Here is a 23,098-nt window from a genome sequence, read left to right as displayed (position 1 = left end):
GGGAACGTCGCCATGTGCGGAATCGCCGGCTTCGCCGCCCTGGACCCGTCCCGTCTGCCCCCGGGGGCGCTGGACGCCATGCTGGACGCCATGGTGCACCGGGGCCCCGACGGCAAGGGGGAGTACCGGGAGGGAGGGGTCCAGCTGGGCATGCGGCGGCTCTCGGTGATCGACCTGGAGCAGGGGTGGCAGCCGCACTTCTCGAACGGCCGCAACATCGTGGCCTTCCAGAACGGGGAGATTTACAACTTCAAGCAGCTCCGGCGAGAGCTGGAGGCAAAGGGTTACGGCTTCCTCAGCCGCTCGGACACGGAAGTCCTGGCCCACGGCTTCGCCGCCTGGGGCTTCGACGGGCTCCTCCGGCGGCTCGACGGCATGTTCGCCGTCGCCATCCTGGACCGGCGGAACCGCCGGCTCCACCTGGCCCGGGACCGCTTCGGGGAGAAACCCCTCTTCGTGGCCCAGTGGCCGGGCCTCTTCGCCTTCGCCTCCACCACCCGCTCGCTGGCCCTCCTCCCCGACTTCACCGGCGCCGTCGACCCGCGCGCCCTGGACTATTACCTGGCCTTCCACTACGTCTTCGGCAGCCGCACCCTCTTCCACGAGATCGGACGGGTGCTCCCCGGCGAGGCGCTGGAGGTCGATCTGGGGGACCTCAGCGTCAGCCGGCGCTTCTACTACGAACTCCCCCTGGGCCGGCAGGCGGCCTGCAGCCCGGGTGAACTGGCCGAGTGCCTGGAGGAGGCCACCGCCTCGCGGTTGGTGGCGGACGTCCCCGTGGGGGTCTTCCTGTCGGGCGGTCTCGACAGCTCCCTGGTGGCCGCCATGGCCGCGAAGCACCAACCCGGGATCCCCACCTTCTCCATGGGGTTTACCGTCCCCGAGCGGGACGAGTCGGCCCACGCCGCCGCGGTGGCCCGCCACATCGGCAGCACTCACCACCACTTCCGCTTCGACGAGGACTGCTTCCTGGACCTGCTGCCCCAGGTCGCCCGCGCCCTGGACGAGCCGGTGGGCGACCAGGCGACCCTCCCCGTCTACTGGCTCTCCCGCGAGGCCCGGAAACACCTGACGGTAGTCCTCTCCGGCGAGGGGGCCGACGAGGTCTTCGGCGGCTACCGCTACTACCGGCCCTTTTCCCCGGTGCTTTCCTGGAAGCAACGGCTGAAGCTCGTCCGCCGGGGGCCGTCCCGCCCCGACCCCGTCAGCCGGCTGATCCAGAACGCCGAACCGGTGACCCCCTCGGGCTTCCCCCTCCTCACCGACGTGGCGGGCCGGCGCCGGCTCATGACGGAAGACCCCGGCGTCGAGGCCCCGGACCTGGACGAGGCCCGGTTCATCGGGCGGATCGACGAGGCCCCCGACCCCCTCGGGCGCGCCGCTGCCGCGGACCTCCTCTCCTGGCTCCCCGACGACCTCCTGGTGAAGTTCGACCGGATGACCATGGCCCACTCCCTGGAAGGCCGCGCGCCCTTCCTCGCCCCGGCCGTGGTGGAGAAGGGGGTAGCCCTGGCCGCCGCGAAGCGCGTCCACGGCGAGACCCTCAAGGCGAAGCTCAAGAAGGCGGCCCGGCGCTACCTCCCCGCCGACATCGTCGAGCGGCGCAAACAGGGGTTCGTCCTGCCCATGCGGGAGTGGCTCTTCACCTGGTTCCGCCAGGCGGGCGGGGCGGCGGAGTACTGCACCGCGCGGCCCTTCCCGGGCCTGGACGGGGAGGAGATGCGGCGGGTGATCCAGGAGGACCTGGACGCCGGCCTGCAGCGGGAACGCCTCCTCTTCGCCCTCGTCCTGCTCCTGGAGTGGCACCGGGAGTTCACGGCCTCCGTCGCCGCGGCGAGGGGAAATTGGGCTGTAGTCCCTACGAAGTAAGATCTTTGGCAAAATGAGCAAGATTTGAGATCATCGGTGGGCTCCCACCGCTTTCAGAGCGGGGAAACCCGATGCGGGGACGGAGGAGGGAATCCCGGCAGCGTCGTCCGGCATGCCCCGGGGCTAAAAGGCCCCGTTTGTGCCGATCCGGGTCCGGGATCGACGGATCAGGTCTCTCGCAAAGACGCCAGGACGCCAAGCCTCGCCAAGGAATCCCCCTTCTCCGCTTCCGGCTTTGCGAGGCTTGGCGTCTTTGCGCCTTTGCGAGAGGTAAAGACCGCCTGTTTTTTTCTGGAGCGTCCGGATGATCCGTTTCCATCCGTGTTCATCCGTGTTCATCCGTGGTTTCTCTCCGGTTTATCCGGGTTGGGCTGTAGGCTGTAGGTCCGGAGGGATTCCCGTCGGGGTTGGTATCGGAATCGGTATCGGTATCGCTATCGGTATCGGAATCGGTATCGGTATCGGAATCGCTATCGGGATCGCAGTCGCCGTCGGGATCGCGGTCGGAACCGGAGGACGCCGGAGCGGGTGTTCGCTCTGCGGAGTGCGGCGTGAAGGCTGCCGGAGCGCCGCTTTGACCGCGCCGCGCAGGCCGCCGGAGCGGCGCGTTCCGGTCCACGGCAACGCGGAGCCACCCCGTACCGGCAGTTTCGCAAAAGGTGAACCGTGTTCTCTCTTTCGTATCGGCATCCACTCGAACTTGACGTCCTCCTAAAAAGTCGGGGGAACGTCGACATTCTGCCGGCAACCTCTTGCGGATTAACATCGGAATCTGTTTTTCCCCTCCAAGGTTCAACCGCAATCTCCTTCCCGGGCCCGCGCCGCCTTTGTCCCGCCGGTTGCCCCCCGCCTTCCGACGCCGGTCACCTTTTTCCTGTCCTTTTCCTCCGGCCTCCTGTCTCCGGTCTCCTGACTCCCGTCACCTGACCCGCCATGCCTTCCCTCGACCTCCTCCTCCCCACCCGCGACGGCGCCGCCTATCTCCCGGACCTCCTGGACTCCCTGGACCGGCAGACCGTGGCCGACTGGCGGCTCCTGGTCTTCGACGACGCCTCGGCCGACGGCACCGTTGACCTCCTGGAGCGCCGCATCCCCCGGGACTTCCGCCTCCGCCTCGTCGGCCGCGCGACGTCGCCCGGCGGTCCCGCCGCCGCCGTCAACGAACTGCTGGCCCACTCCGACGCGGAGCGCGTGATGTTCTGCGACCAGGACGACGTCTGGTTCCCCGACAAGGTGGAAAAGACGCTGCGGCGCCTGGCGGCGCTGGAACGGGAGGCCGGCCCCGGGGTCCCGCTCCTGGTCCACACCGACGCCGTGGTGGCGGACGAGGGCTTGAGGACGGTCTCCCCTTCCCTGTGGCGGTACCGGCGGCTCAACCCCGACGCCTCCCGCTCCTTCCCCCGGCTCCTGATCCAGAATCGCGTCACGGGCTGCACCACGGGCTTCAACGCCGCCCTGCGGGCCCGGGTGGGGGCCATCCCCGAGGGGGCCCTGATGCACGACCACTGGTTCGCCCTGGCCGCCGCCGCCTTCGGCCGGGTCGGCTGGGTCGCCGAGCCCACCCTCCGCTACCGCCGCCACGGCGCCACCGCCACGCGGCTCCGCTCCTGGGCGCTCCGGGACGCCCCCGGCGTGCTGGCCGAAGAGTGGCGCGCCCCGAGCCTCCGGGGCTACCTCGCGCGCCTGCGGGCCCAGGCCCGGGCGTTCATCGACCGCTTCGGCCCGGACCTCCCCCCCGGGGCCGCCCGCGCCGCGGACGCCTTCGCCCGCCTGGACGAGGCCGGCTGGCTGGCCCGCCGCCGGCTGATCTTCCGGCACCGCCTCTTCCGCGACGGCCTCCGCCGGAACCTGGCGCTGCTGCTGCTGGCGTGAAAGGACAAAGGACCAAAAGGACCAAAAGGACCAAAAGGACCTAAAGGACTTCAAGGACTTCAAGGACTTACTGGACTTACTGGGCTTATTGGGCTTATTGGGCTTATTGGGCTTATTGGGCTTATTGGGCTTACAGGGCTTACAGGACGTCCCGGGGTTGCTGTCCTTTAGGTCCTTTTGGTCCTTTAGGTCCTTTCGTCGTTTCAACCCTTCATAACCTTTTCTTTTCTTCTCCGATGACCCGGGGTGCGGCTCCCGGCCGCGCGCCCGCCCCGCCTTGCGCCCCCGGTTTCCCGGGCGGCGGGAATCCTCCCCCGCGCGCCGCCGGCCGGGAGGATGCTCCGGAGCAAGGTTGGCCCCCGGCGGCGCGCGGGGGGAAATGAACAATAACCTCATTTACTACAAATATTTCACCCCTGACGGGGTGAGGGCGCGGAGGCGATCGACTCCCGGTGGCGGGAAAACCCGCCCGGCGGCCCCGTCTCCTCGAACGTCCCCCCGGCCCGCCAAGAAGCCGGATTTTTCCCGGTTCCCGAATTCGGCTTGACTCGCCCTGCCGGGCCGGTTATTGTCTTTCTGGACTCGGAGACAGACGAACACCGTGTTTCCCGACCCCGCCCCTCCGTCCCGAACACGGGGGGGCGGCAGGGGACGGGCAACGAGGAAACCGCATGGATCACAAACAGAAGAAGGCCCTTCACGTCGCCGAGATGATCGCCGGGCTGGCCATCGGCCTTCAGATCCTCGTCAAGGCCGCGGACAAGGCGGAGCACTTCGCCGAGGCGCCGGTGAAGATCGTCGTCCTCTTCCTCCTGGGCCTGTTCGTCATCGTCGGATCCGTCGGGCACCGCCGGCTGGAGAAACGGGTCCGCAACGCCCACGCATTGTTCCACATCCTCGAGGGCGCCGCCCTGGTCGTCTCCGCCGTCATCCTGTTCGAGAAGGGCCGCATGCGCCTGCCGCTGATGCTTCTGATCCTCGGCCTTCTCTTCGGGGCGGTCGGCGCAGTGGCCTTCCGGATCACGCCGGAGAACTGGAAGAGCCGGAGCCGGCTCCTGATGCACGGCATCGGGCTGGCCGCCCTGGCGGGAGGCGCCGCCCTGGCTGGTTTCACGATGGCCAACGACCGGGACCCCTGGGCGATGGGTTGCGGGGCCTTGACGATGGGGGTGGGCTGCCTCGCTCTCTTCCATGCCGACGGGTTCCTCGCCCGGATGGGTAAAAAGTACCCCGGGCCTGTGCCGGAAGCGCAGCCAGACCCTGAAGAGGTCCCGGGCCCCGGCCCGCAAGCTTCGAACGGTGGTTGATAACCCCTGGTTCCAACAGATTTCGGGAGGTCGATCTTATGCGGAAAGTGTTCTTCTTCTGCCTCGTCGCTCTGAGCGCTTGCCTGCCCGCCTCCGCACAGGACAGCGTGGCCCGGGAGCTGGAGGACCTCCGCAAGGAGAACGCGCTGTTGCGCGAACGGGTCCGGAAGCTGGAGGAATCCCAGAAGGCATCGGACGAACTCCGGCACCGCCTGGAGGCCATCGAGGCCCTTCTTGCGAGCCAGGGCAAGACCGCGCTCCCTCCCCCGGAGCCCGTGGCCCCGGTCCCCGTCGCCGCCGCCCTCCCCGTCCCCCCGGCCCCGGAGGCGGAAATCCCGAAGAAGCCCCCCATCAAGGTCTACGGCAACATCGAGCTCGACCTGACCCACGACTCCAACGCTTCCGCCGTGGGGGGGTCCCTCGACACGTACGGCAACACCACCTTCGACCTCTCCCCCCGGCCCAGCCGGGTCGGCGTCCTCTTCAACGGCCCCCGGGTGGGAGGATGGGAGGTGTCCGGGAAGGTGGAGACCGACTTCAACACCAACGGCGCCTCGGTCACATCCCCCTACATCCGCCTGCGGCACGGCTTCTTCACCGCGAAATCCGACAAGTGGAAAGCCTCCTTCCTCTTCGGCCAGACGGACGACATCGTGGGCGGCATCACCCAGGTCGACTCCATCAGCTTCCCCACCGAGGCCTTCACCGGCGACATCGGGAACCGCCGCCCCCAGATCCGGGCGGAAAAGTGGTTCAAATTGGGGTCCACGCTCGTGCTCCGCCTTCAGGGGGCCCTGGCCCAGACCACCAACACGGTGGAACCTCTCTTCTCCAACCAGATTCCCATGGGAGGGGATCCCATCGACGTCCACGTCCCCACCGTCCTCTGGCGGGCCGCGCTGGAGTTCCCGTGCTTCTCGGGACAAAAGACCACCTTCCTCGCAGCGTACGGAAACTGGGGCCGGAAGTCCACCCGGACCTCCCCGGAGAAGAACATCAAGGTCACCACGTGGTCCATCGGGGGCGAGGCCCAGGTCTGGATCCGCCCCAGCCTGCTCTTCATGGGCGAGGCCTGGACCGGCGAGGTGATGGACCTTTACCGGCTCAACTCCTTCATGCTCGACAATTTCGGCGCCCCCCTGCGGAACACCACCGAATCCATCGGGGGGTGGGGGTCCCTGACCTGGTGGCTGCGACCCAACATCCGCGCCAACCTGGGGGGCGGTTTCGACTTCCCCGTTCTCGGCGACGGGAGCGAGAACACGTCGTACACCTGGTTCTGGAACGTCTTCTACGACTTCGACGCGCACTGGGAGGTGGGTGTGGAGTACTCCCGATGGTACAACGCCTTCCCGGGCCCGGACGAGATCAGAACCAAGAACCGCTACCAGGCCACCTTCCTGTACCGGTTCTGACGGCCGGGAAGCGGATTCCCACGCCTCGCCCGCCCGGGAAGAAAACGGCTTGCCGCCGGTTCACGGGGCGGAACGGCCGAGGAGAAAAGCGTGAAGCCCGGACCCAAGCCTTCGACGAACAGGGGAAAAGCGGTCCAGCCACCCCATCCCGACGCGGGCGGGAGTTCGCGGAACCCTTGGTGGTGGCCCCTGCTTCCCGCGGCGGCGGCGTTCCTGCTCTACCTTGCGCAAATCCCCGCCGCATCCGGGGACAAGGACGGCAGCGAGTTCACCCTGGTACTGGCCTTCGCCGGCGCCGCCCACCCCACGGGCTACCCGATCTACACGCTCGTGGGGCACGTCTTCTGCTCCGCCCTCCACGGGCTCGGCGCTTCCTGGCCCTGGGCGGCCAACACCTGGAGCGCCCTGGGCGCGGCCGTAGCCGTGTTCTTCCTGAACGCCCTTTCGCTCCGGCTTCTCCCCGCCTCCGCGCCGATGCGCAAAACGTCACGATTCCTGGCAGGCCTGGCCCCCACGCTCTTCTTCGCGTTGAACCCCATCTGGACCTACGAGGCGACGCTGGCCGAAGTCTACAGCTGGCACGTCGCCTGGGCCCTCCTGACCGCCTTCGTCTTCAGCGGGATGAGCCGGGCGCTGGCCTCACCCTCGGCGCAGTGGGCGGAACGCCAATCCCGCCGGGTCGCCCTTGTTCTCGGCCTTCTCGTGGGGTTCGGCGCCGCGCACCACGCGACCTCGCTCTTCGTCTCGATCCCGTTGGCCCTGTCGCTCTGGATGGCGTCCCGGCCCCTTCGGAGGCTGGGGTTGCGGCACGCGGGGCTTTTTGCGGCGGCCGCCGCCGTGCCGCTGTGCAGCTACCTCTTCATCGCCTGGAGGGCCTTCCACCCGGCAGCCTGGAACTGGCCCACGTTGGGAGCCAGCTGGGGAAGCATCGTCGACCACATCCGGGGGGCGGCCTACGGCCACTTTCTAGGCGGTTTCAACCCCTCCCCCGAGCAACTTTCCTTTCTCTCGGCCTACGTCTACCCGGTCCTCTTCCCTTCCATGGCGCTCCTGCTGGCCGGCACGCTGCGCCTTACCCCCGGCCCGGCCGCCTGGACGGCGCGGGGGCTCTCCCTGGCCGCCGTCCTGAGCCTGACCTACGCCTTCAATTACTCCGTGCCGGATCCCTCGTCCTACTTCCTTGCGCCCATGGCCATCGCCGTCGCGGCCAGCGTCCCGGGAGCCGCCTGGCTCTTCCGCCGGCCGGATATCGCCCGAAGGGGACGTGTGGCGGTCGCCGCGCTCCTCGCGGCGGCGACGCTGCTGGTGGCGCCCGGGTGGATCCGGACCGGGGAGGAGCGCCGACAGGTGATGACGCATTTTGACGAGCAAATCCACGGGATGTGGGACGCCGTCCCCTTCGAGAGGGCGATCATCCTCTTTCCCAACGATTTGAACACCAGGCTCAGGGAATACCAACTGCTGCGGGGAGAGAAGCCGGGCCTGGAGGTCTGCAACCCCCTGCAGATCATCGACCCCGTGGTCAGGACCGCCTTCCGGCGACGCCACGGGTTCGACCCGGCGGCGGGCGTCCCGGCGGTCGAGCCCTCGGGGGAGGAGGGGACCCGTCTTCGCACGGAGGCCGTGGCCAGAACCGTCAATGAAAACAGCCCGCTCCCCGTCGTGGTCTTCGACCCGGCGAACGGGTCCGTGCGCCTCATGAAAAAACCGTCGCCCCCGCCGGGCGGCGTTCCGCCCGATCGGCCCGAGGGCCGGCAGGCTCCTGAATGAAAGGTTTTACCCGAACCGAGCAGAGTTGACGGGTTCGCCAAAAGGTGGTTCGCCTCGGGTTGGTCAAACCGAAACCGGCATCGGGGAGGCCTTCCAGATCTCCTCGCAGTACTGCCGGATGGTGCGGTCCGAGGAGAAGAAGCCGCTGCGGGCGGTGTTGAGGATGGACATCCGGGTCCACCGCTCCGGGTCCCGGTAGGCGTCCTCCACCTCGGCCTGCCGCTCGAGGTAGGCGGGGTAGTCGGCCAGGAGCAGGTACTCGTCGCGGCTCACCAGCGACTCCACGAGGGGGCGGAAGCGCAGGGGGTCCCCCTTCGAATAGAGGCCGGAGGCCACCGCGTCCAGGACCTCCCGCAACTCGGTGGAACGGTCGAGGTACTCCCCGGGGTTGTAGCCGACGGCCTTGAGCGCCAGGACCTCCGCCGCCGTCAGGCCGAAGAGGAAGAAGTTTTCCGCCCCCACGTGCTCCCGGATCTCCACGTTGGCGCCGTCGAGGGTCCCGATGGTCAGGGCCCCGTTGAGGGCGAACTTCATGTTGCCGGTCCCGGAGGCCTCCTTCCCCGCCAGGGAGATCTGCTCGGAGAGGTCGGCGGCCGGGTAGATCCGCTCGCCCAGGGTGACGTTGAAGTTGGGGACGAAGATCACCTTCAGCCGGCCCGCGACGTCGGGGTCGTCGTTCACCGCGTCGGCGACGCCGTGGATCAGTTGGATGACGAGCTTGGCCGCGTGGTAGCCCGGGGCCGCCTTGGCCCCGAAAAGGAAGGTGCGCGGGAGGACCTCGGCGCCGGGGTCTTTCAGGGTGCGAAGGTGGAGGGTGATGATGTGGAGGACCTTGAGGAGCTGCCGCTTGTACTCGTGCAGGCGCTTGACCATCACGTCGTAGAGGGAGTCGGGGGCAGGCCGGATCCCCGTCCGTTCCACCAGCACGCCGGCCAGGTCGGTCTTGTTGCGCTGCTTGATCTCCCGCCACATCCGGCGGAACACGGGGTCGTCGGCCAGGGTTTCCAGCTCGCGGAGCCGGTCCAGGTCCGTGACCCAGCCCTCCCCCAGGGTCTGCGTGAGGAGGTCGCTCAGGCGCGGGTTGGCCATCTTCATGAAGCGGCGGGGGGTCACGCCGTTGGTCTTGTTGTTGAACTTGCCGGGCCACAGGTCGTAGAAGTCGCGCAGCGTCCGGTCCCGGAGGAGGTTGGAGTGAAGCTCGGCCACCCCGTTGACGGAGAAGGACCCCACCACCGCGAGGTGGGCCATGCGGACCCGCCGTTCCACCCCCTCCTCGATGATGGACATCCGGCGGACCCGGTCCGGGTCGTCCGGGAATCGCCGCCGGACGTCCTCCAGGAAGCGCCGGTTGATCTCGTACAGGATTTCCAGGTGGCGCGGCAGCAGCCGGCCGAAGAGGTCCACGGGCCACTTCTCCAGGGACTCGGGCAGGAGGGTGTGGCAGGTGTAGGCGATGGAGCGGGTGGTGAGGTCCCACGCCGCGTCCCACTCCAACTGGTGCTCGTCCACCATGATCCGCATCAGTTCCAGCACGGCGGTCACCGGGTGGGTGTCGTTGAGCTGGATGGCCACCTTGTCGGGGAACTCCGGCCACCCCTTGTTGAACTTGAGGAAACGGTCCACGATGTTGCGGATGGAACAGGCCACGAAGAAGTACTGCTGCTTGAGCCGCAGTTCGCGGCCCTGGGGGGTGTTGTCGTTGGGGTAGAGGACCTTGGAGAGGTTCTCGGTATAGGTCTTCTGCTCCACGGCGCGGGCGTAGTCCCCCACGTCGAAGAGCTGGAAGTCGAACTCCTTGCTGGCCCGGGCGCGCCAGAGGCGCAGGAAGTTCACGGTGCCGGTCCCGTAGCCGGGGACCAGGGTGTGGCAGGGCTCGCCCAGAACCGTCTGGTCGGGGACCCAGCGCACGTGAAACCGCCCGCGGTCGTCGTGAAAGTGCTCGGTGCGGCCGCCGAAACGGACCTCCACGATGTCGTCGGGCTGGGCGAACTCCCAGGGGTTGCCGTTGAAGAGCCACTCGTCGGGGCTCTCCACCTGGCGGCCGTCACGGAAGCTCTGGCGGAAGATCCCGAACTCGTAGCGGATGCCGTACCCCACCGCGGGGATGTCCAGGGTGGCCAGGGAGTCCATGAAACACGAGGCCAGGCGCCCGAGCCCGCCGTTGCCGAGGCCGGGCTCCGGCTCCAGCTCGATCAGGGCGTCGAGGTCGAACCCCATCTCCTGGAGGGCCTTCCGGGCCACCTCCTCCGTCCCGGTGTAGAGGAGGTTCTGGGTGATCTGACGGCCGGGGAGGTACTCGGCGGAGAGGTAGTAAACGAACTTCGGGCGGCTGGCGTAGTACCCTTCCACCGTCTTGCGCCACCGGTCCACCAGGTAGTCCCGGACCGTGAGGGCGAGGGCCATGTAGCGGTCCACGGGGCTGGCGGTGTGTTTCGCCTGCCCGCGGACATAGTAGAGGTTGTCCTCCATGGCCTGCTTGAAGGACTCGACGGTCCCGGCCGTCCGCCCGACGTTTTCCTGTCGCTTCTTCATGTTGCCTCCCTCACCCCCCCGGCGGGGGTGCTCCAGGTCAGATCCGGATCGCGTGGTCCAGGGCCCTGACGCCGTGCCCGCTCACAGGTGAGACGGCAGAAGGGCGTAGAAGGCCGATGCTTTCACCAGGTGGTCGATCGGGGTCTTCTCGTTGGGGGCGTGGGCCAGGACCTCGTTGCCCGGGCCGAAGCCGATGCAGGGGATCCCGTGCCGCCCGCAGATGGCCACACCGTTGGTGGAGAAGGTCCACTTGTCCAGGACCGGCTCGGCGCCCAGCGCGAGGCGGGCCGCCGCCACGCCGGCCGCGCAGAGCGGGTGGTCGGCCTCGATCTTCCAGGTGGGGAAGTACTTGTCCTGGGTGAAGACGGTGCCCTTCCAGCTGGGGGCATCGTAAAGGGGGACCTCGACCTTCGCGGTGTCCCGGACGGCCTCCCGGACTTCCCGGACGGCCCCCTCCAGGTCCTCGCCCCAGGTGAGGCGGCGGTCAAGGTGGACCCGGCACCGGTCAGGCACGGCGCACAGCGAGGGCGACTGGGACTCCACCAGGGTTGCGGTGACGCTCCCCTTCCCCAGGAAGGCGTCGTACGCCAGGCGCTCCTGCAGCTCGCGGACGGCCAGGAGGCCTTCCGCGGCCTTGTACGCCGCGTTGACGCCCCGCTCGGGCGCCGAGCCGTGGCAAGACACGCCGGGGAAGTACATCTCGATCTCCATCCGGCCACGGTGGCCCCGGTAGACGCCCAGGTTCGTGGGCTCGGTGATGACCGCGAAGTCCGGCACCAGCTTCTCCTCCTCGATGAGGTACTTCCAGCAGAGGCCGTCGCAGTCCTCCTCCATGACGGTGAAGGTGAAGTAGACCGAGAAGTCCTTCGCCGCCCCCAGTTCCTTCAGAATCCGCCCGCCGGTGATCATGGACGCGGCGCCGCCCTTCTGGTCCACGGTGCCCCGGCCGTGGACGAAACCGTCCTGGATGTCGCCGGAGAAGGGGGGCCGTTCCCACTGGGCAGGGTCGCCGGTATCGACCGTGTCGATGTGGGCGTCGACGGCCAGCTTGCGGGGGCCGCTCCCCACGCGCGCCACCAGGCTGCCCAGGCCGTCCACGCGGACCTCGTCGAAGCCGGCCTCCCGGCACTTGGCCTCGAGGGCCGCGATCACCTCCCGCTCCCCGCAGCTCAGGGACGGGATCTGCACGATATCGGACAGGTTCTTCGCCGTGTAGTCACGGTACGCCTCGGCGCGTTCCAGGATGTTCTCGTTCAAGCCCATTTCGGTCCTCCATGAAAATCAAAGTCGGGGTCTATCTTACCCCGAAACGCCGCACGGGGGAAGGAGATTTTCTCCGGGGGGGGCGGGGAGCGGCGCCGCGGCGGGAAAGGACGAAAGGACCCAAAGGACATAAAGGACATAAAGGACCGCGGGGGCTTGGGGCCCCCGAACACGAAGGCTTGGGGCGCCCGGCTGCAAAGGCCTGGGGCGCCCGGGCGCGAAGGCCTGGGGCGCCCGGTTGCGAAGGCCTGGGGAGCCATTTTGCGAAGGCCTGGCGCGCCCGGTTGCAAAGGCCTGGGGCGCCCGGTTGCGAGGGCTCAAGACCGCAAGACCAAAGGCGCGCGAGAGCGCAGGGCCCGGCACGTGCCCAAAACGCAAGAGCCTGAGAGGGCGAGAGCCTGGCTGTCGACCTTGCGGTCCTTTTGGTCCCTTTGGTCCTTTTGGTCCTTTCGTCCCTTGGCGAATAAATCGCTCCCCGGCGACTCCCCTGCCGGCTGGGGGGCCGCGCCTACTCCAGCACGAGGCGGTTGAGGGTGTCGGCCAGCCAGCCCGCCAGGGCATCCGCCACGGTCTGGAGGGGAACGTCCCGGGACGGGAGGCGGGTGGTCCGGGTGAAGCGCCACGTCTCGCCGTCGAGCCGGGCCTCCTGCGACCACTTGACGCCGTCCCGCTCCCACGCCGCCGTCTTCGGGCCCGCCGCGACTTTTCCCTTCGGCGGCAAGGCGACACTCAGGTCGAGGCGGAACTCCGCCGGGGTGAAAAGGGCCGGGGGGGCCGTCCGCCCGGTGGCGACCGGCAGGAGCCCTTTCCAGGCCGCGACCGGCGGGGGGATTGGCAGGGCGAGGGCGCGCTCCTCGCCGGGCTCGAACAGCTTTTCCGCATCCGCCTCGAAGCCGGCCTCCAGGAGGTTGGGCGCGGCGAGATTCACCGTGACTTTCAGCCCCTTCACTCCGTAAGGTTTCAGAGCCTCCCCCAGGGTCGACTCCGCGTACTTCGCGGCGTCGTCCAGGAGCCGGGGGGTGTCCACCGCGGTCCCGCGGAGAGCGAGCCGCCCGGAGAGGCGGCAGGTCTTGTCCTTCCAGTCCTTCGCCTCCAGCGACAGCGACCAGGCGCAGCCGGCCTCGCCCTCGGCAACGGCAGGTTTCCGTCGCTTCCCGTCGGGTTCCACCAGCACCATCCCCTGCCACCGGGGGTCGTCGGCGGTGAACACGAAACCGTCGGTATCGGCGCAGAAGGTCCCCGCCGTGGTTCGGAACCGTGCCAGGAACGCCGACGCGGCCAGCAGGCCGGGGACGGGTTCGACGCCGCCCGCGGAGGGCAGGAGGAGGGCAACCCCGGTGTCGGCCGCGCCGCAGGCGGCCAGGGCGGCGGCGGCCAGCCGGGCCTTCTCGAGCCGGGTTCCGCAGGCCCGGTCCCACACCTCCCGCGGCGGGGCAGCCCAGGCCCCCGTCTCCGCCGGGGCGGCATCCACGGTCCGGACCCCCTCGAGGGCCTTCTCCAGGACCGCGCGGGCATCCGCCAGGCCGGGCAGCCCGGCCATCGCACCCGCCTTCCGCCCGGTCACCTCCTCGAACAGTTCCGCGGTGAGGGGCTCCGTCGCGAGGGCCTTCAGGACCGCCGCGTCCGACGGCGCCGTGGTGAAGGACACCCAGGGCGCCCAGCAGGCGGCCTCGGGGGCGACCCGCTCAGTGAACACGGGGAGGGTGCCGCGGCCGCGCCAGGTGAAGACATCCTGCCCGCTGGCGGCGGTCCGGGTGAAGGCCATCCCGCCGCCGCTGCCGGCCGTCTTCAGCGGCGTGCCCCGCGGGACGCGCACCACCACCGACTGGTCACGGACGGGGAAGGGCCCCGCCAGCATCTCCATCCCTTCGAAGAACGGGAGGAAGCCCTTGCGGGTCCTGACGGTCCAGCTCAGGTCGGTGACGGCGCCGATTTCCAGCCCGGTGTGGGCGACCACCAGGCTCCGGAGGTCGCTGAAGGCGGGGTTGCGGGCCACGTGCAGGTTCATGATCTCGATGCGGGCGTTGGCCGGGAGGGGGACCTTCGTCCCGTCCGGGCGGGTGGTGAAGGCCTCGCCCACCTCCACGGTCTGCCAGCCGTCGCGGAAGGGGATGACGGTCTCCCCCAGCGCCCGGTTCATCCCCTGGAGCGTGAGGACCTTGCGGACCTCGTGCACCCGGGTCTCCCACGAGCCGTCGGGGTTGAGGGTGAAGGTCTTCTCCCGCAGGAGGACCTCCGCGTCCGCGGCCTTCAGGGCGGTTTCGTACGCTGCCCCGGGGGAATCGGCCACGGGGGCGGTCGTCGTCGGGGCCGCCGCGAGCCAGGCCGCGGCGATCCACAGGGTCAGGGTCAGGATACGCCGGTTCATTTGTCACCTCCCGCCACCAGGGCGAAAACCCGGCCGCGCTCCTTGCGGAGGGCGTCCAGCACCTGCTTGAGGTTCGGGTAGTCCGACGGCGGGCAGGTCTTCTTCTTGAGAACCAGGGTCTGCTTCACGACAAACCCGTCGTCGAGGGCCTTGACGGTCCGCTCCAGCGACGCCGCGGCGCCGTCGATCCTCAGGTCGTCGGGCGGCCTGGCCAGCCGGTATCCCGGCGGCGCCTTGACGGTTTCCTCCCAGGACCAGGTCCCGTTGCAGCGCAAGCTGAGGGGGTACTTCCGATCCGGCTTGTCGGTGCGGACCTGCAGGAAGAAGGCGAGCCCCGGGTCGGCGAAGTACTGGGCCAGGGCCGGGGCGCGAAGGCGCAGCGACTTCTCCCCGGCCTGGGCGAAGTCGGGGCACTCGAAGCGCAGGGCGATCTTCATGGCGTTCTTCAGGTCTTCCGGGGAAGAGCAGTCGTAACCCGTGAGTTTCATGAGGGGGCTGATCTCGGCCAGGGCGTTCCGAAAGATGTCGGCACGCCGGGCCGCGACGGTCCGCTGGACCGCCCGCCGCATGAAACTGTCGCCCAGCCCCCGGGTCTCCACCGACGCCCGGCCCGAGAGCTTCCCGTCGGCGGCCAGGTCCAGGGTCGAGGTGATCCGGATGAAGTGCTCGGCCGGGTCGGCCGCGGGGGTGGTCAGGAGTCCGGACGTCTCGGGGACCCCGGGAAGGTACTGCTGTTCCTGCTCCAGGGAGGACCACAGTTCCATGGACCCCGGGACCCACGTGGGGTCCAGGAGTTGGTAGCCCGTGGGCCGTTTCACCAGCGTCACGCAGTGGTTGAACTGGTCGGCGGGGATGTCCTCCACCCGGGAACCGGCCATGGTCATGGCGGGGTAGGACTCAAACCCCGCGGCCCGCAGCAGGGTCACCAGCATCCCGGCCTTGTCCTTGCAGACGCCGCAGCGGTCCTGGAAGGTCATCTCCCCCGTGTGGAGGATGTACCCTTCCCCCTTTCCCATGCTCAGGCCGCAGTACCGGATGTTCTCCGCCGCCCAGTGGGTCAAGATGGAAATCTTCTCGTCGTCGTCCCTCGCCCCCTTCAACAGCGCGTCGGTGAACGCCTTTACCTCGGGAGTCACCGTGAAGGAGCCGTAGTCCTCGTTGGCCTGGTGGAACCAGGCCGACTTCTCCCTCCAGTCCAGGGTGGTGGTGACGATGAGCTTGGGGGCGACGTCGTCGGGGGCGCTCATGCCCGGCTCGCGCTCCAGGGGGGCCACGTCCCGGGCCGTCCAGCGGTAGAAGGCGGTCTCGCCGTCCACTCTCGCCTCGGTCTCGGCCGTCCCGTTGAAAAACTGGGTGCGGAGGTTCTTGCCGCGGGGCAGCCGGACGGTGTAAATCTTCTCCTTCACGGGCCGATCCGACCAGAAGGGCACGATGTCGAAGAAGTGGCCCCGCATGGGCGGAATGAAGCGCTGCTCGGCGTCCTCGTCGGCCAGCAGGGCCAGGACGAATCCCTTGCGCCGGTGTTCCGTCTCCACGGCGTCGCCCGGCTTCAGGCGCGGCAAGGTGAAGACCTTGAGCCGGTTGCCCCAGAAGATGGACCAGTCGGGGGCGGGCGTGTCCCTCAGCCCCGCCAGGTCGAGGTCCCGGGGCTTGCCGTCGCGCCAGAGGCGGATGCGGACGATCTCCACGCCCGAGCTTTTCGGGTCGTAGTCGAAGGACCGGACCGCTTCGCCCACGGCGCCCGCCACCGTGAGGACCCTGTCCACGCGGTGGAAGGTCATGGTGGAGAGACCGCTCTCGGCCACCTCCACGTCGGTGCGGTCGAGGACCCTCATCACGTCCTTCCCGGCGTAGTCGGCGGCCCGCACCGCCGCGATGCGGGCCGCCAGGTCCGCGTCCGCCGGCGTCAGCGGGTCGTCTTTGACGGCGTCCTGGCCGAAACCGGCCCCGGCCCCCGCCACAACGGCCACCAGCAAGAGGAAAGCTCTCACCGCAAGCCCCGTCTTCCCGCTGAACCTCGAATTGACGACTCTGATCATGCTGCCTCTCCTCTCAGGAGATATTTTTCAACCACTCATCACACTCATCTGGATATCCTGTCCGGACTGAATCCGTGGCCATCCGTGTTCATCCGTGGACATTTTCACCGGCTGATCGACGAACGGAAGTTTACGGATGGCACGGCGATTTGTTCTCTCAGGGGAGCGGATAGACTTCCTCGCCCTCGTCGGGAAGCGGCTCCACCGGGATGGCCTCCCCTTCCCTGCCTCGCAGCAAACGACGCCACTTCACCAGGGAGTCGCCGACGATGATCAGGGCGAGAACCAGGAGGATCCCCATGAGCGCGCAGCTCACGCCGTAGAGCCGGGCGTCCTTCCCCCCGGCCAGGGCCAGGTCCCAGAACTTGCCGATGAGCTGCACCGACGCGGTGAGGGTGGTGGCGGCCATGAAGGCCATGGGCGCCAGGGTGATCCAGGCGTAGCGCGCCTTCCCGGCCTTGAGGATCAGGGTGGTGCCCAGGCACAGGGCCAGCATGGCCAGGAGCTGGTTGGCGGTGCCGAACATGGGCCACACGGCGGAGAGCGACCCCGTGGCGATGAAGAAGGACCAGGACAGGACCACCACCAGGCTCGCGAAGACGTTTCCCGCCAGGGAGCGGAGGTCCCCGAGGGGTTTCCAGACGTGTCCCGCCAGTTCCTGGACGATGTAGCGGCAGACCCGGGTCCCCGCGTCGATGGTGGTGAGGATGAAGAAGGCCTCGAACATGAGGGCGAACTGGTACCAGTAGGCCATCACCGTCTTCATCAGGGGGATGGCCGCGAAGATCTGGGTCATGCCCACCGCCAGGGAGACGGCGCCCCCCGGCCGTCCCGCCAGGTCGACCCCAACCATCCGGGACAGCTCCGAAAGGTGTTCGGGCGTGAACCCGAGGGCGGCCAGCCGGGCGCCGTCGAGGGTGGTGTTGATGGCGAAGTAGTCCCCCGGCACCAGGACGCAGGCCGCGATCACCGCCATCACCGAGACGAAACCCTCGGTGAGCATGGCGCCGTAGCCGATGGGGAGGACGTAGCGCTCGTTGTCCACCATCTTGGAGGTGGTCCCGGAGGCGAAGAGGGCGTGCCCGCCGGAGATGGCCCCGCAGGCGATGGTGATGAAGAGGAAGGGGAAGACGGGCCCGGGGATGATGGGCCCGCCGCCCGATACGAAGCGGGTGAGCGCGGGCATCCGGAGGTCCGGCGCCAGGAAGACGACGCCGACGGCGAGGGCGGCGATGACCCCGATCTTCAGAAAGGAGGAGAGGTAGTCCCGGGGGGCCAGCAGCATCCAGACCGGAAGGGCCGAGGCGATGAAGCCGTAGACCCCCAGGAGGACCGTGAGGGAATGGGGCCCCAGGTCCAGCACCCGCCCGAGGGCGCTGCCCGGGACCGCGTGCCCGACGATCACCGACGACACCAGGAGCACGATGCCCACGGCCGAGATCCCCGCGATGCTGGCCCGGAACTGCAGCTTCATGTAGAAGCCCATGAACAGGGCGATGGGGATGGTCATGCCGATGATGAAGACCCCCCAGGGGTTCCGGGCCAGGGAGTTGATGAAGGCCAGCCCCAGGCCGGCGATGGCGATGACCATCACGAAGAGGACCACGAAGAGGGCCGCGCCGCCCGATACGGGGCCGACCTCCTCCCGCACGATCCGGGCCATGGACTTGCCGTCCCGCCGCACCGAGGCGAAGAGGATCACGAAATCGTGGACGCCGCCGGCCACCACCGCGCCCACCAGGATCCACAGGAAACCCGGCAGGTAACCGAACTGGGCGGCCAGGACCGGGCCGATGAGCGGGCCGGCGCCCGCGATGGCGGCGAAGTGGTGGCCGAAGAGGACCCACTTGTTGGTGGGGTGGTAATTCATCCCGTCGTTGAGGCGGACGGCGGGCGTCACCCTCCTTTCGTCCAGCACCGCCACCTTCGCCGCCAGGAAAGCGCCGTAGAAGCGGTAGGCCAGGAGGAAAAAGCAGGCCGCCGCCGTCACCAGCCAGAGCGCGTTGACCTTCTCGGCCGGGTTGAAGAGGCCCGTCACGATGGCGAAAGAGAGGGCGAAGACCGCCGCCACGCCCACCCACAGGATTCTTGAAAGTGTTTTCATGGGTTCAAAGGCTCTTTCGGGGTTCGATGAAAAGTGGAGGCACCACCGGCCTCACGCAAAGCCGCCAAGCCCCGCAAAGAAATGGGACGGAGTGGAGGCCGCCCCCGGGGAAGAAGGCCGACATGACACCGGAAGTCATCACAATATCCGGTATCCGTGTTCATCCGTGTTCATCCGTGGTTTCGATCGGGTTGCGGCCAATGGCTGACCGGCGCGGTTCCTGCCGATCGGGGTCCTGGCCTCCCGTGTCAGAAGAGGTTCGAGATCTCCAGGATCTTGTAGCGCCGGGTCTCGCGCGGCAACTGGACCTCCACGGACCGCCCCAGCTTCTTTCCCAGCAGGCCCCGGGCCAGGGGGGCGCCGACCGAGAGGGAGTCGACGCCCTCCATCTTGTCGAGCTCTCCGATGATGGCGAAGACCTGCTCCTTGCCGGATGCGGCGTCCTGGATCTTCACCCGCTTGCCCACTGAAACCACGTCGGGCGGGGAGCTGATCTCCTCGATGAGCTGGGCGTCGCCGAGGTACTCCTTGATCCGGCGCTCCTCGAGGGCCAGCATCTCCTTCTTTTCCTTGGCGATATCGTACTCGGCGTTCTCCGAGAGATCGCCCTGGGACGCCGCCTCCTGGAGTTCGCGGGCAACGACGTATTTTTCGCGCTGGATCTCCTCCAGGCGTTTGTTCAACCGATCCAGGGTGGTGCGCAGCATGTACGTGGGCATGAAAACCTCTTCCCCGACAATGATTGAAGCAATTTATCCATCCGGGGGGCACACGTCAAGAAAAATCCGCCGACGGCGTGGCCCGGCGCCGCAGGCCGGGCGCCTCGCCGGCCGGGTGCAACCGCCCGTCGCCCGGGAGGGGGCGACGGGACGGTACGCGGCCCGCCGGGAGGGCGACGGCCGCTGATCCGGCCGGGGCACGCCCCGGGCTCAGGGCGCGGGCGGGTCGGCCCAGCCGGAAGCCTCTTCCGCGAGGTACTCCCGGTTCACGGTGTCGATGAGCTTCACCACGAAGGGGTAGATCACCTCGATCTGGTTCTCGTTCAGGTGCAGCCGGGTCAGTTCGTACTTGAAGCCGTGAGCGTGGCGGGAGATGATCTGCAGGAGCCGTTCCTTCCGTTTTTCTTCCAGGTTCATCCGCTGCATGACCCCTCCTCACCACTCCAGGCTCTCGTCCAGCAGGATCCGCTGGCGGTCGCCCTCGCTCAGGCCGTGCCAGTGGCACTGGTCACGCATGCAGATGTAGAAGTCCAGGTCCAGGACCGAGGCCCGGATGCGCATCTTGGCGGCTTTCGAATCGCAGACTTCGCAGCGTTTATCGTTCAGCCAGAGGCTGCCCTTGCACTGGGGGCAGATCATGTCCTCCACTTCCGCGCCGGGGGGGATGAAAATGGAGCACTCGTTGCGGAAGACGTTGAGGTAGGGGCTCAGCCTCAGCTCGCCGATCCGCCCGTCGGTGCCGAGGATGTGGACCACCAGGTCCTCGCCCTTCACCAGGGAGGCCTTGCAGTTCGGGCAGAAGCACTGGAGCTTGGTCCCCGTCCGGATCATCTCCACGTGGTCTCCGGGTTTGCGGAACCCGGCCATCTCCAGCAGGAGTTTCTCGCGCTTCTCGGTGGTGATCCCGTGCCAGTAGCAGCTCTTGCGCATGCAGATGTGGAAGTCGAAGACCTCGGTTTCCACCCGGGCCAGCAAGGTCATGATGTGGGCCCCGCAGGCGCCGCACCGCTTCTCGGGTTCCTTCAGGGACTTGGCGCAGTGCGGGCAGATGAAGTCCTCCACTTCCTCTCCCTCGGGCAACCGGACCGTGCTGGTGCTCTCGAACACGTTCAGGTAGGGGCTCAAGGTCAGGACCCCCCGCTCGCCGCCGGGCCGGACCACCGTCATCACGATGTTGTCGCTCTCGATCAGGCTCATGTGGCAGTGAGGGCAGAAGCAGCGGAAGAAAGTCCCGCTTTTGATGACTTTTTTCCCGTCCTCTTCACGAAACGCTGTTGCACCCATATGGATCTCCTTGCATCGATTTTTCGCTCACGGATCACGCGGTGAACGGCACTAGGCCTTCGGGGCCCCGCCGGTGAGCTGCCGGTGGATGGCCCGTGCGGCGACCCTCCCAGCCCCCATGGCGGAGATGACGGTGGCCGAGCCCGTGACGATGTCCCCGCCGGCGTAGACCCGGGGCTTGGAGGTTTCCATGGTCTCGGGGTTCACCTCGTAGTAGCCCCGGCGGTTGACCTTCAGGTCGGGCATCGTGGAGGCCACGATGGGGTTGGCCCCGGCGCCGATGGCCACGATCACGGTGTCGAACTCCCAGACCTGTTCGGACCCCTCGATGGGGATCACCGCGCGCCGCCCCGAGGCGTCCTCCTCGGTCAGTTCCATCCGGACGCACTCCATGGCCCGCACCCAGCTCTGTTCGTTGGCCAGGTACCGGATGGGGTTGGTCAGGAAGTTGAAGATGATCCCCTCCTCCTCCGCCCGGATGATCTCGTCGTGCCGCGCCGGCAACTCGGTGCGGGAACGGCGGTAGACGACGGTGACGCGCTTGGCCCCCAGCCGCAGCGCCGTGCGGGCGCAGTCCATGGCCACGTTCCCGCCCCCCACCACCGCCACGTTCTTCCCGACGTAGATGGGGGTGTCGGCATCGGGGAAGCGGAACGCCTGCATGAGGTTGGAGCGCGTGAGGAACTCGTTGGCGGAGTAGACGCCGTTGAGGTTTTCCCCGGGGATGTTCATGAACATGGGGAGCCCGGCGCCGACGCCCAGGAACACCGCCTCGAAACCCATGTCGAGGAGTTCCCGGACTTCCAGGACCTTCCCGATGATGTAGTCGACGTGGATCTTCACCCCCAGGCGCCGCAGGTACTCCACCTCGCGCCGGACGATGGCCTTGGGAAGCCGGAACTCGGGAATGCCGTACATGAGCACCCCGCCCCCCTCGTGCAACGCCTCGAAGATGGTCACGTCATGCCCCAGGATCGCCAGATCCGCCGCGACGGTCAATCCCGAAGGCCCGGCGCCGACCACGGCGACCCGGTGGCCGGTGGGGGGTGCAACCGGGGGGACGACGATTTCCCCCGCCGTGTACTCGGCGTCGGCGGCGAACCGTTCCAGGTTGCCGATGCCGACCGGGTTTCCCTTGACCCCCAGGACGCACAGCTTCTCGCACTGGTCCTCCTGGGGGCAGACGCGGCCGCACACGGCGGGCAACGCATTCTTTTCCTTGATCTTCCGAATGGCCTCCGGGAAGGCGCCCTCGCTGATCCGCTTGAGGAAAGCCGGGATGTCGATTTCCACCGGGCAGCCCTGGACGCAGAGCGGGTTGCGGCACTGGAGGCAGCGCTTCGCCTCCAGGACGGCGGACTCCGGCGGGTAGCCCAGCGGCACCTCGTCAAAGTTCCGGATGCGGCTCGACACGTTCTGTTCGGGCATCTTCTGGCGGGGGATCTTCTCTTTGGGTTTTTCGCTTTTGTCGTGTTCCATCCGTCCTCCGGCGTCAGCGTCTCACGGAGAAGAGCAGGGACTCCCGCTCCTGGACCAGGTACATGCCCTTGCGCTTGAGGAGTTCGTCGAAGTCCACCTGGTGGGCGTCGAAACTCGGCCCGTGGACGCAGACGAAACGGGTGCACTTGTTCACCGTCACCCGGCAGCACCCGCACATCCCGGTCCCGTCCAGCATGATGGGGTTGAGGCTCACCATGGTCTTGATCTGGAAGGGGCGCGTCAGGTTCGCCACGGCCTTCATCATGGCCAGGGGCCCAATCCCCCAGACCATCCGGACATCGGGGTTGAGCCGCAGGCACTTGGTGAGGAGGTCCGTCACCAGCCCGCGCTCCCCCTGGCTCCCGTCGTCGGTGCAGATCATCAGCTCGTCGCAGAGCTGGCGCATCTCCTTTTCCAGGATCAGCAGTTCCTTCTCGCGGGCCCCGGTGATCCCGATGATGTAGTTGTCGAACTCGCGGTAGGCCTTGGTGATGTGGTAGAGCACCGCCGTGCCCGTGCCCCCGCCCACCATCACGATCTTCCCCACCCGCTCGATCCGGTCCGGCTCGCCGAGGGGCCCCACCACATCCTGGAAGCATTCCCCCACCTTGAGGGTCCGCATAAGCGCCGTGGACTTGCCGATGATCTGGAAGTAGATGGTGATGGTCCCCTTGTCCGGGTCCTTGTCGGTGATGGTCATGGGGACCCGTTCGCCGGCGTCGGTCACCCGGAGGATGACGAACTGGCCCGCCCGGGCTTTCCGGGCAATGAAGGGCGCCTCGATCTCCATCATGCAGATGGTGCGCTTGGCCAGCTCCTGCTTGGCCACGACCCGGAAGGTGTTGCTGAAATCCGGCACGGCCGGCGGCGGCTGGTTCAACCCGTCAGTCATAACTCGCACCCCGCAGGGAAAGGATTTGCGATCAAGCCGATTTCAGTGGAATTATAATCGGGGGCCCGCCGGATATCAAGCGATTTCTCCACGTGGAACCGATGGCGATGGGACCGCGAAGCGTCGAAAAAGGGGGATTTCCCGCGAATAACACGAAGATACGCGAATTTATAACACGAACAATA

The 23,098-nt window shown here is 67.8% G+C and carries 15 protein-coding genes and 1 pseudogene; 6 read left to right on the top strand and 10 right to left on the bottom strand.

Annotation, left to right across the window (positions count from 1 at the left end; all coding sequences use genetic code 11):
• Positions 1 to 12 precede the first annotated feature (12 nt).
• From asnB to KA419_06735, 6 genes and pseudogenes are all read left to right on the top strand, one after another.
• Positions 13 to 1,869 (top strand): asparagine synthase (glutamine-hydrolyzing), encoded by a 1,857-nt coding sequence (gene asnB, locus KA419_06760; protein ID MBP7865634.1) that lies wholly within the window; start codon positions 13 to 15, stop codon positions 1,867 to 1,869.
• A gap of 933 nt (positions 1,870 to 2,802) precedes the next feature.
• The gene (locus KA419_06755; protein MBP7865633.1) at positions 2,803 to 3,741 is read left to right on the top strand and encodes a glycosyltransferase; all 939 of its coding nucleotides are present in this window, start codon (positions 2,803 to 2,805) and stop codon (positions 3,739 to 3,741) included.
• 9 nt (positions 3,742 to 3,750) lie between these two features.
• Positions 3,751 to 3,912, top strand: a pseudogene (locus KA419_06750) (hypothetical protein).
• Positions 3,913 to 4,412: 500 nt separating this feature from the next.
• Positions 4,413 to 5,048: a hypothetical protein gene (locus KA419_06745; protein MBP7865632.1), complete on the top strand. Its 636-nt coding sequence runs from the start codon at positions 4,413 to 4,415 to the stop codon at positions 5,046 to 5,048.
• A gap of 38 nt (positions 5,049 to 5,086) precedes the next feature.
• Positions 5,087 to 6,463, top strand: a complete 1,377-nt coding sequence (locus KA419_06740) for a hypothetical protein (protein ID MBP7865631.1) — start codon at positions 5,087 to 5,089, stop codon at positions 6,461 to 6,463.
• A gap of 90 nt (positions 6,464 to 6,553) precedes the next feature.
• Positions 6,554 to 8,233 (top strand): DUF2723 domain-containing protein, encoded by a 1,680-nt coding sequence (locus KA419_06735; protein ID MBP7865630.1) that lies wholly within the window; start codon positions 6,554 to 6,556, stop codon positions 8,231 to 8,233.
• A gap of 63 nt (positions 8,234 to 8,296) precedes the next feature.
• Here the strand turns inward: KA419_06735 and KA419_06730 are convergent, their stop codons facing one another.
• The 10 genes from KA419_06730 to KA419_06685 form a co-directional block, all read right to left on the bottom strand.
• Complete coding sequence (locus tag KA419_06730) at positions 8,297 to 10,765, bottom strand: glycogen/starch/alpha-glucan phosphorylase (GenBank protein ID MBP7865629.1); 2,469 nt, start codon at positions 10,763 to 10,765, stop codon at positions 8,297 to 8,299.
• Positions 10,766 to 10,846: 81 nt separating this feature from the next.
• Positions 10,847 to 12,028: a YgeY family selenium metabolism-linked hydrolase gene (locus tag KA419_06725; protein MBP7865628.1), complete on the bottom strand. Its 1,182-nt coding sequence runs from the start codon at positions 12,026 to 12,028 to the stop codon at positions 10,847 to 10,849.
• 508 nt (positions 12,029 to 12,536) lie between these two features.
• Complete coding sequence (locus KA419_06720) at positions 12,537 to 14,396, bottom strand: DUF3857 domain-containing protein (GenBank protein MBP7865627.1); 1,860 nt, start codon at positions 14,394 to 14,396, stop codon at positions 12,537 to 12,539.
• Positions 14,393 to 16,435, bottom strand: coding sequence for a DUF3857 domain-containing protein (locus KA419_06715; protein ID MBP7865626.1), 2,043 nt, complete (start codon positions 16,433 to 16,435; stop codon positions 14,393 to 14,395). The genes KA419_06720 and KA419_06715 overlap by 4 nt, the downstream gene beginning before the upstream one ends.
• A 157-nt stretch (positions 16,436 to 16,592) precedes the next feature.
• Positions 16,593 to 18,539, bottom strand: a complete 1,947-nt coding sequence (locus KA419_06710; GenBank protein MBP7865625.1) for a carbon starvation protein A — start codon at positions 18,537 to 18,539, stop codon at positions 16,593 to 16,595.
• Positions 18,540 to 18,787: 248 nt separating this feature from the next.
• The gene (locus tag KA419_06705) at positions 18,788 to 19,258 is read right to left on the bottom strand and encodes a GreA/GreB family elongation factor (protein ID MBP7865624.1); all 471 of its coding nucleotides are present in this window, start codon (positions 19,256 to 19,258) and stop codon (positions 18,788 to 18,790) included.
• 210 nt (positions 19,259 to 19,468) lie between these two features.
• On the bottom strand, positions 19,469 to 19,684 hold the full coding sequence (locus KA419_06700) for a hypothetical protein (protein ID MBP7865623.1): 216 nt from the start codon (positions 19,682 to 19,684) through the stop codon (positions 19,469 to 19,471).
• A gap of 9 nt (positions 19,685 to 19,693) precedes the next feature.
• Complete coding sequence (locus KA419_06695; protein ID MBP7865622.1) at positions 19,694 to 20,542, bottom strand: hypothetical protein; 849 nt, start codon at positions 20,540 to 20,542, stop codon at positions 19,694 to 19,696.
• Between the two features lie 51 nt (positions 20,543 to 20,593).
• A complete protein-coding gene (gltA, locus tag KA419_06690; protein ID MBP7865621.1) occupies positions 20,594 to 22,021 on the bottom strand; it encodes an NADPH-dependent glutamate synthase in 1,428 nt (475 codons plus the stop codon).
• Between the two features lie 13 nt (positions 22,022 to 22,034).
• On the bottom strand, positions 22,035 to 22,913 hold the full coding sequence (locus KA419_06685) for a sulfide/dihydroorotate dehydrogenase-like FAD/NAD-binding protein (GenBank protein ID MBP7865620.1): 879 nt from the start codon (positions 22,911 to 22,913) through the stop codon (positions 22,035 to 22,037).
• Positions 22,914 to 23,098: the final 185 nt, after the last annotated feature.

Source organism: Acidobacteriota bacterium, assembly GCA_018001935.1.
GTDB lineage: Bacteria > Acidobacteriota > JAAYUB01 > JAAYUB01 > JAAYUB01 > JAGNHB01.
The sequence above is the reverse complement of the archived record's forward strand: the minus strand, read 5'-3'. Positions and strand labels throughout refer to the sequence as shown.

Bases quoted from the DNA above. Each gene is read 5' to 3' on its own strand.
- KA419_06740 (MBP7865631.1), top strand. From the start codon at position 5,087: ATGCGGAAAGTGTTCTTCTTCTGCCTCGTCGCTCTGAGCGCTTGCCTG.
- KA419_06755 (MBP7865633.1), top strand. From the start codon at position 2,803: ATGCCTTCCCTCGACCTCCTCCTCCCCACCCGCGACGGCGCCGCCTAT.
- KA419_06725 (MBP7865628.1), bottom strand. From the start codon at position 12,028: ATGGGCTTGAACGAGAACATCCTGGAACGCGCCGAGGCGTACCGTGAC.
- KA419_06705 (MBP7865624.1), bottom strand. From the start codon at position 19,258: ATGCCCACGTACATGCTGCGCACCACCCTGGATCGGTTGAACAAACGC.
- KA419_06745 (MBP7865632.1), top strand. From the start codon at position 4,413: ATGGATCACAAACAGAAGAAGGCCCTTCACGTCGCCGAGATGATCGCC.
- KA419_06710 (MBP7865625.1), bottom strand. From the start codon at position 18,539: ATGAAAACACTTTCAAGAATCCTGTGGGTGGGCGTGGCGGCGGTCTTC.
- KA419_06730 (MBP7865629.1), bottom strand. From the start codon at position 10,765: ATGAAGAAGCGACAGGAAAACGTCGGGCGGACGGCCGGGACCGTCGAG.
- KA419_06695 (MBP7865622.1), bottom strand. From the start codon at position 20,542: ATGGGTGCAACAGCGTTTCGTGAAGAGGACGGGAAAAAAGTCATCAAA.
- gltA (MBP7865621.1), bottom strand. From the start codon at position 22,021: ATGGAACACGACAAAAGCGAAAAACCCAAAGAGAAGATCCCCCGCCAG.
- KA419_06715 (MBP7865626.1), bottom strand. From the start codon at position 16,435: ATGATCAGAGTCGTCAATTCGAGGTTCAGCGGGAAGACGGGGCTTGCG.
- KA419_06700 (MBP7865623.1), bottom strand. From the start codon at position 19,684: ATGCAGCGGATGAACCTGGAAGAAAAACGGAAGGAACGGCTCCTGCAG.
- KA419_06685 (MBP7865620.1), bottom strand. From the start codon at position 22,913: ATGACTGACGGGTTGAACCAGCCGCCGCCGGCCGTGCCGGATTTCAGC.
- asnB (MBP7865634.1), top strand. From the start codon at position 13: ATGTGCGGAATCGCCGGCTTCGCCGCCCTGGACCCGTCCCGTCTGCCC.
- KA419_06720 (MBP7865627.1), bottom strand. From the start codon at position 14,396: ATGAACCGGCGTATCCTGACCCTGACCCTGTGGATCGCCGCGGCCTGG.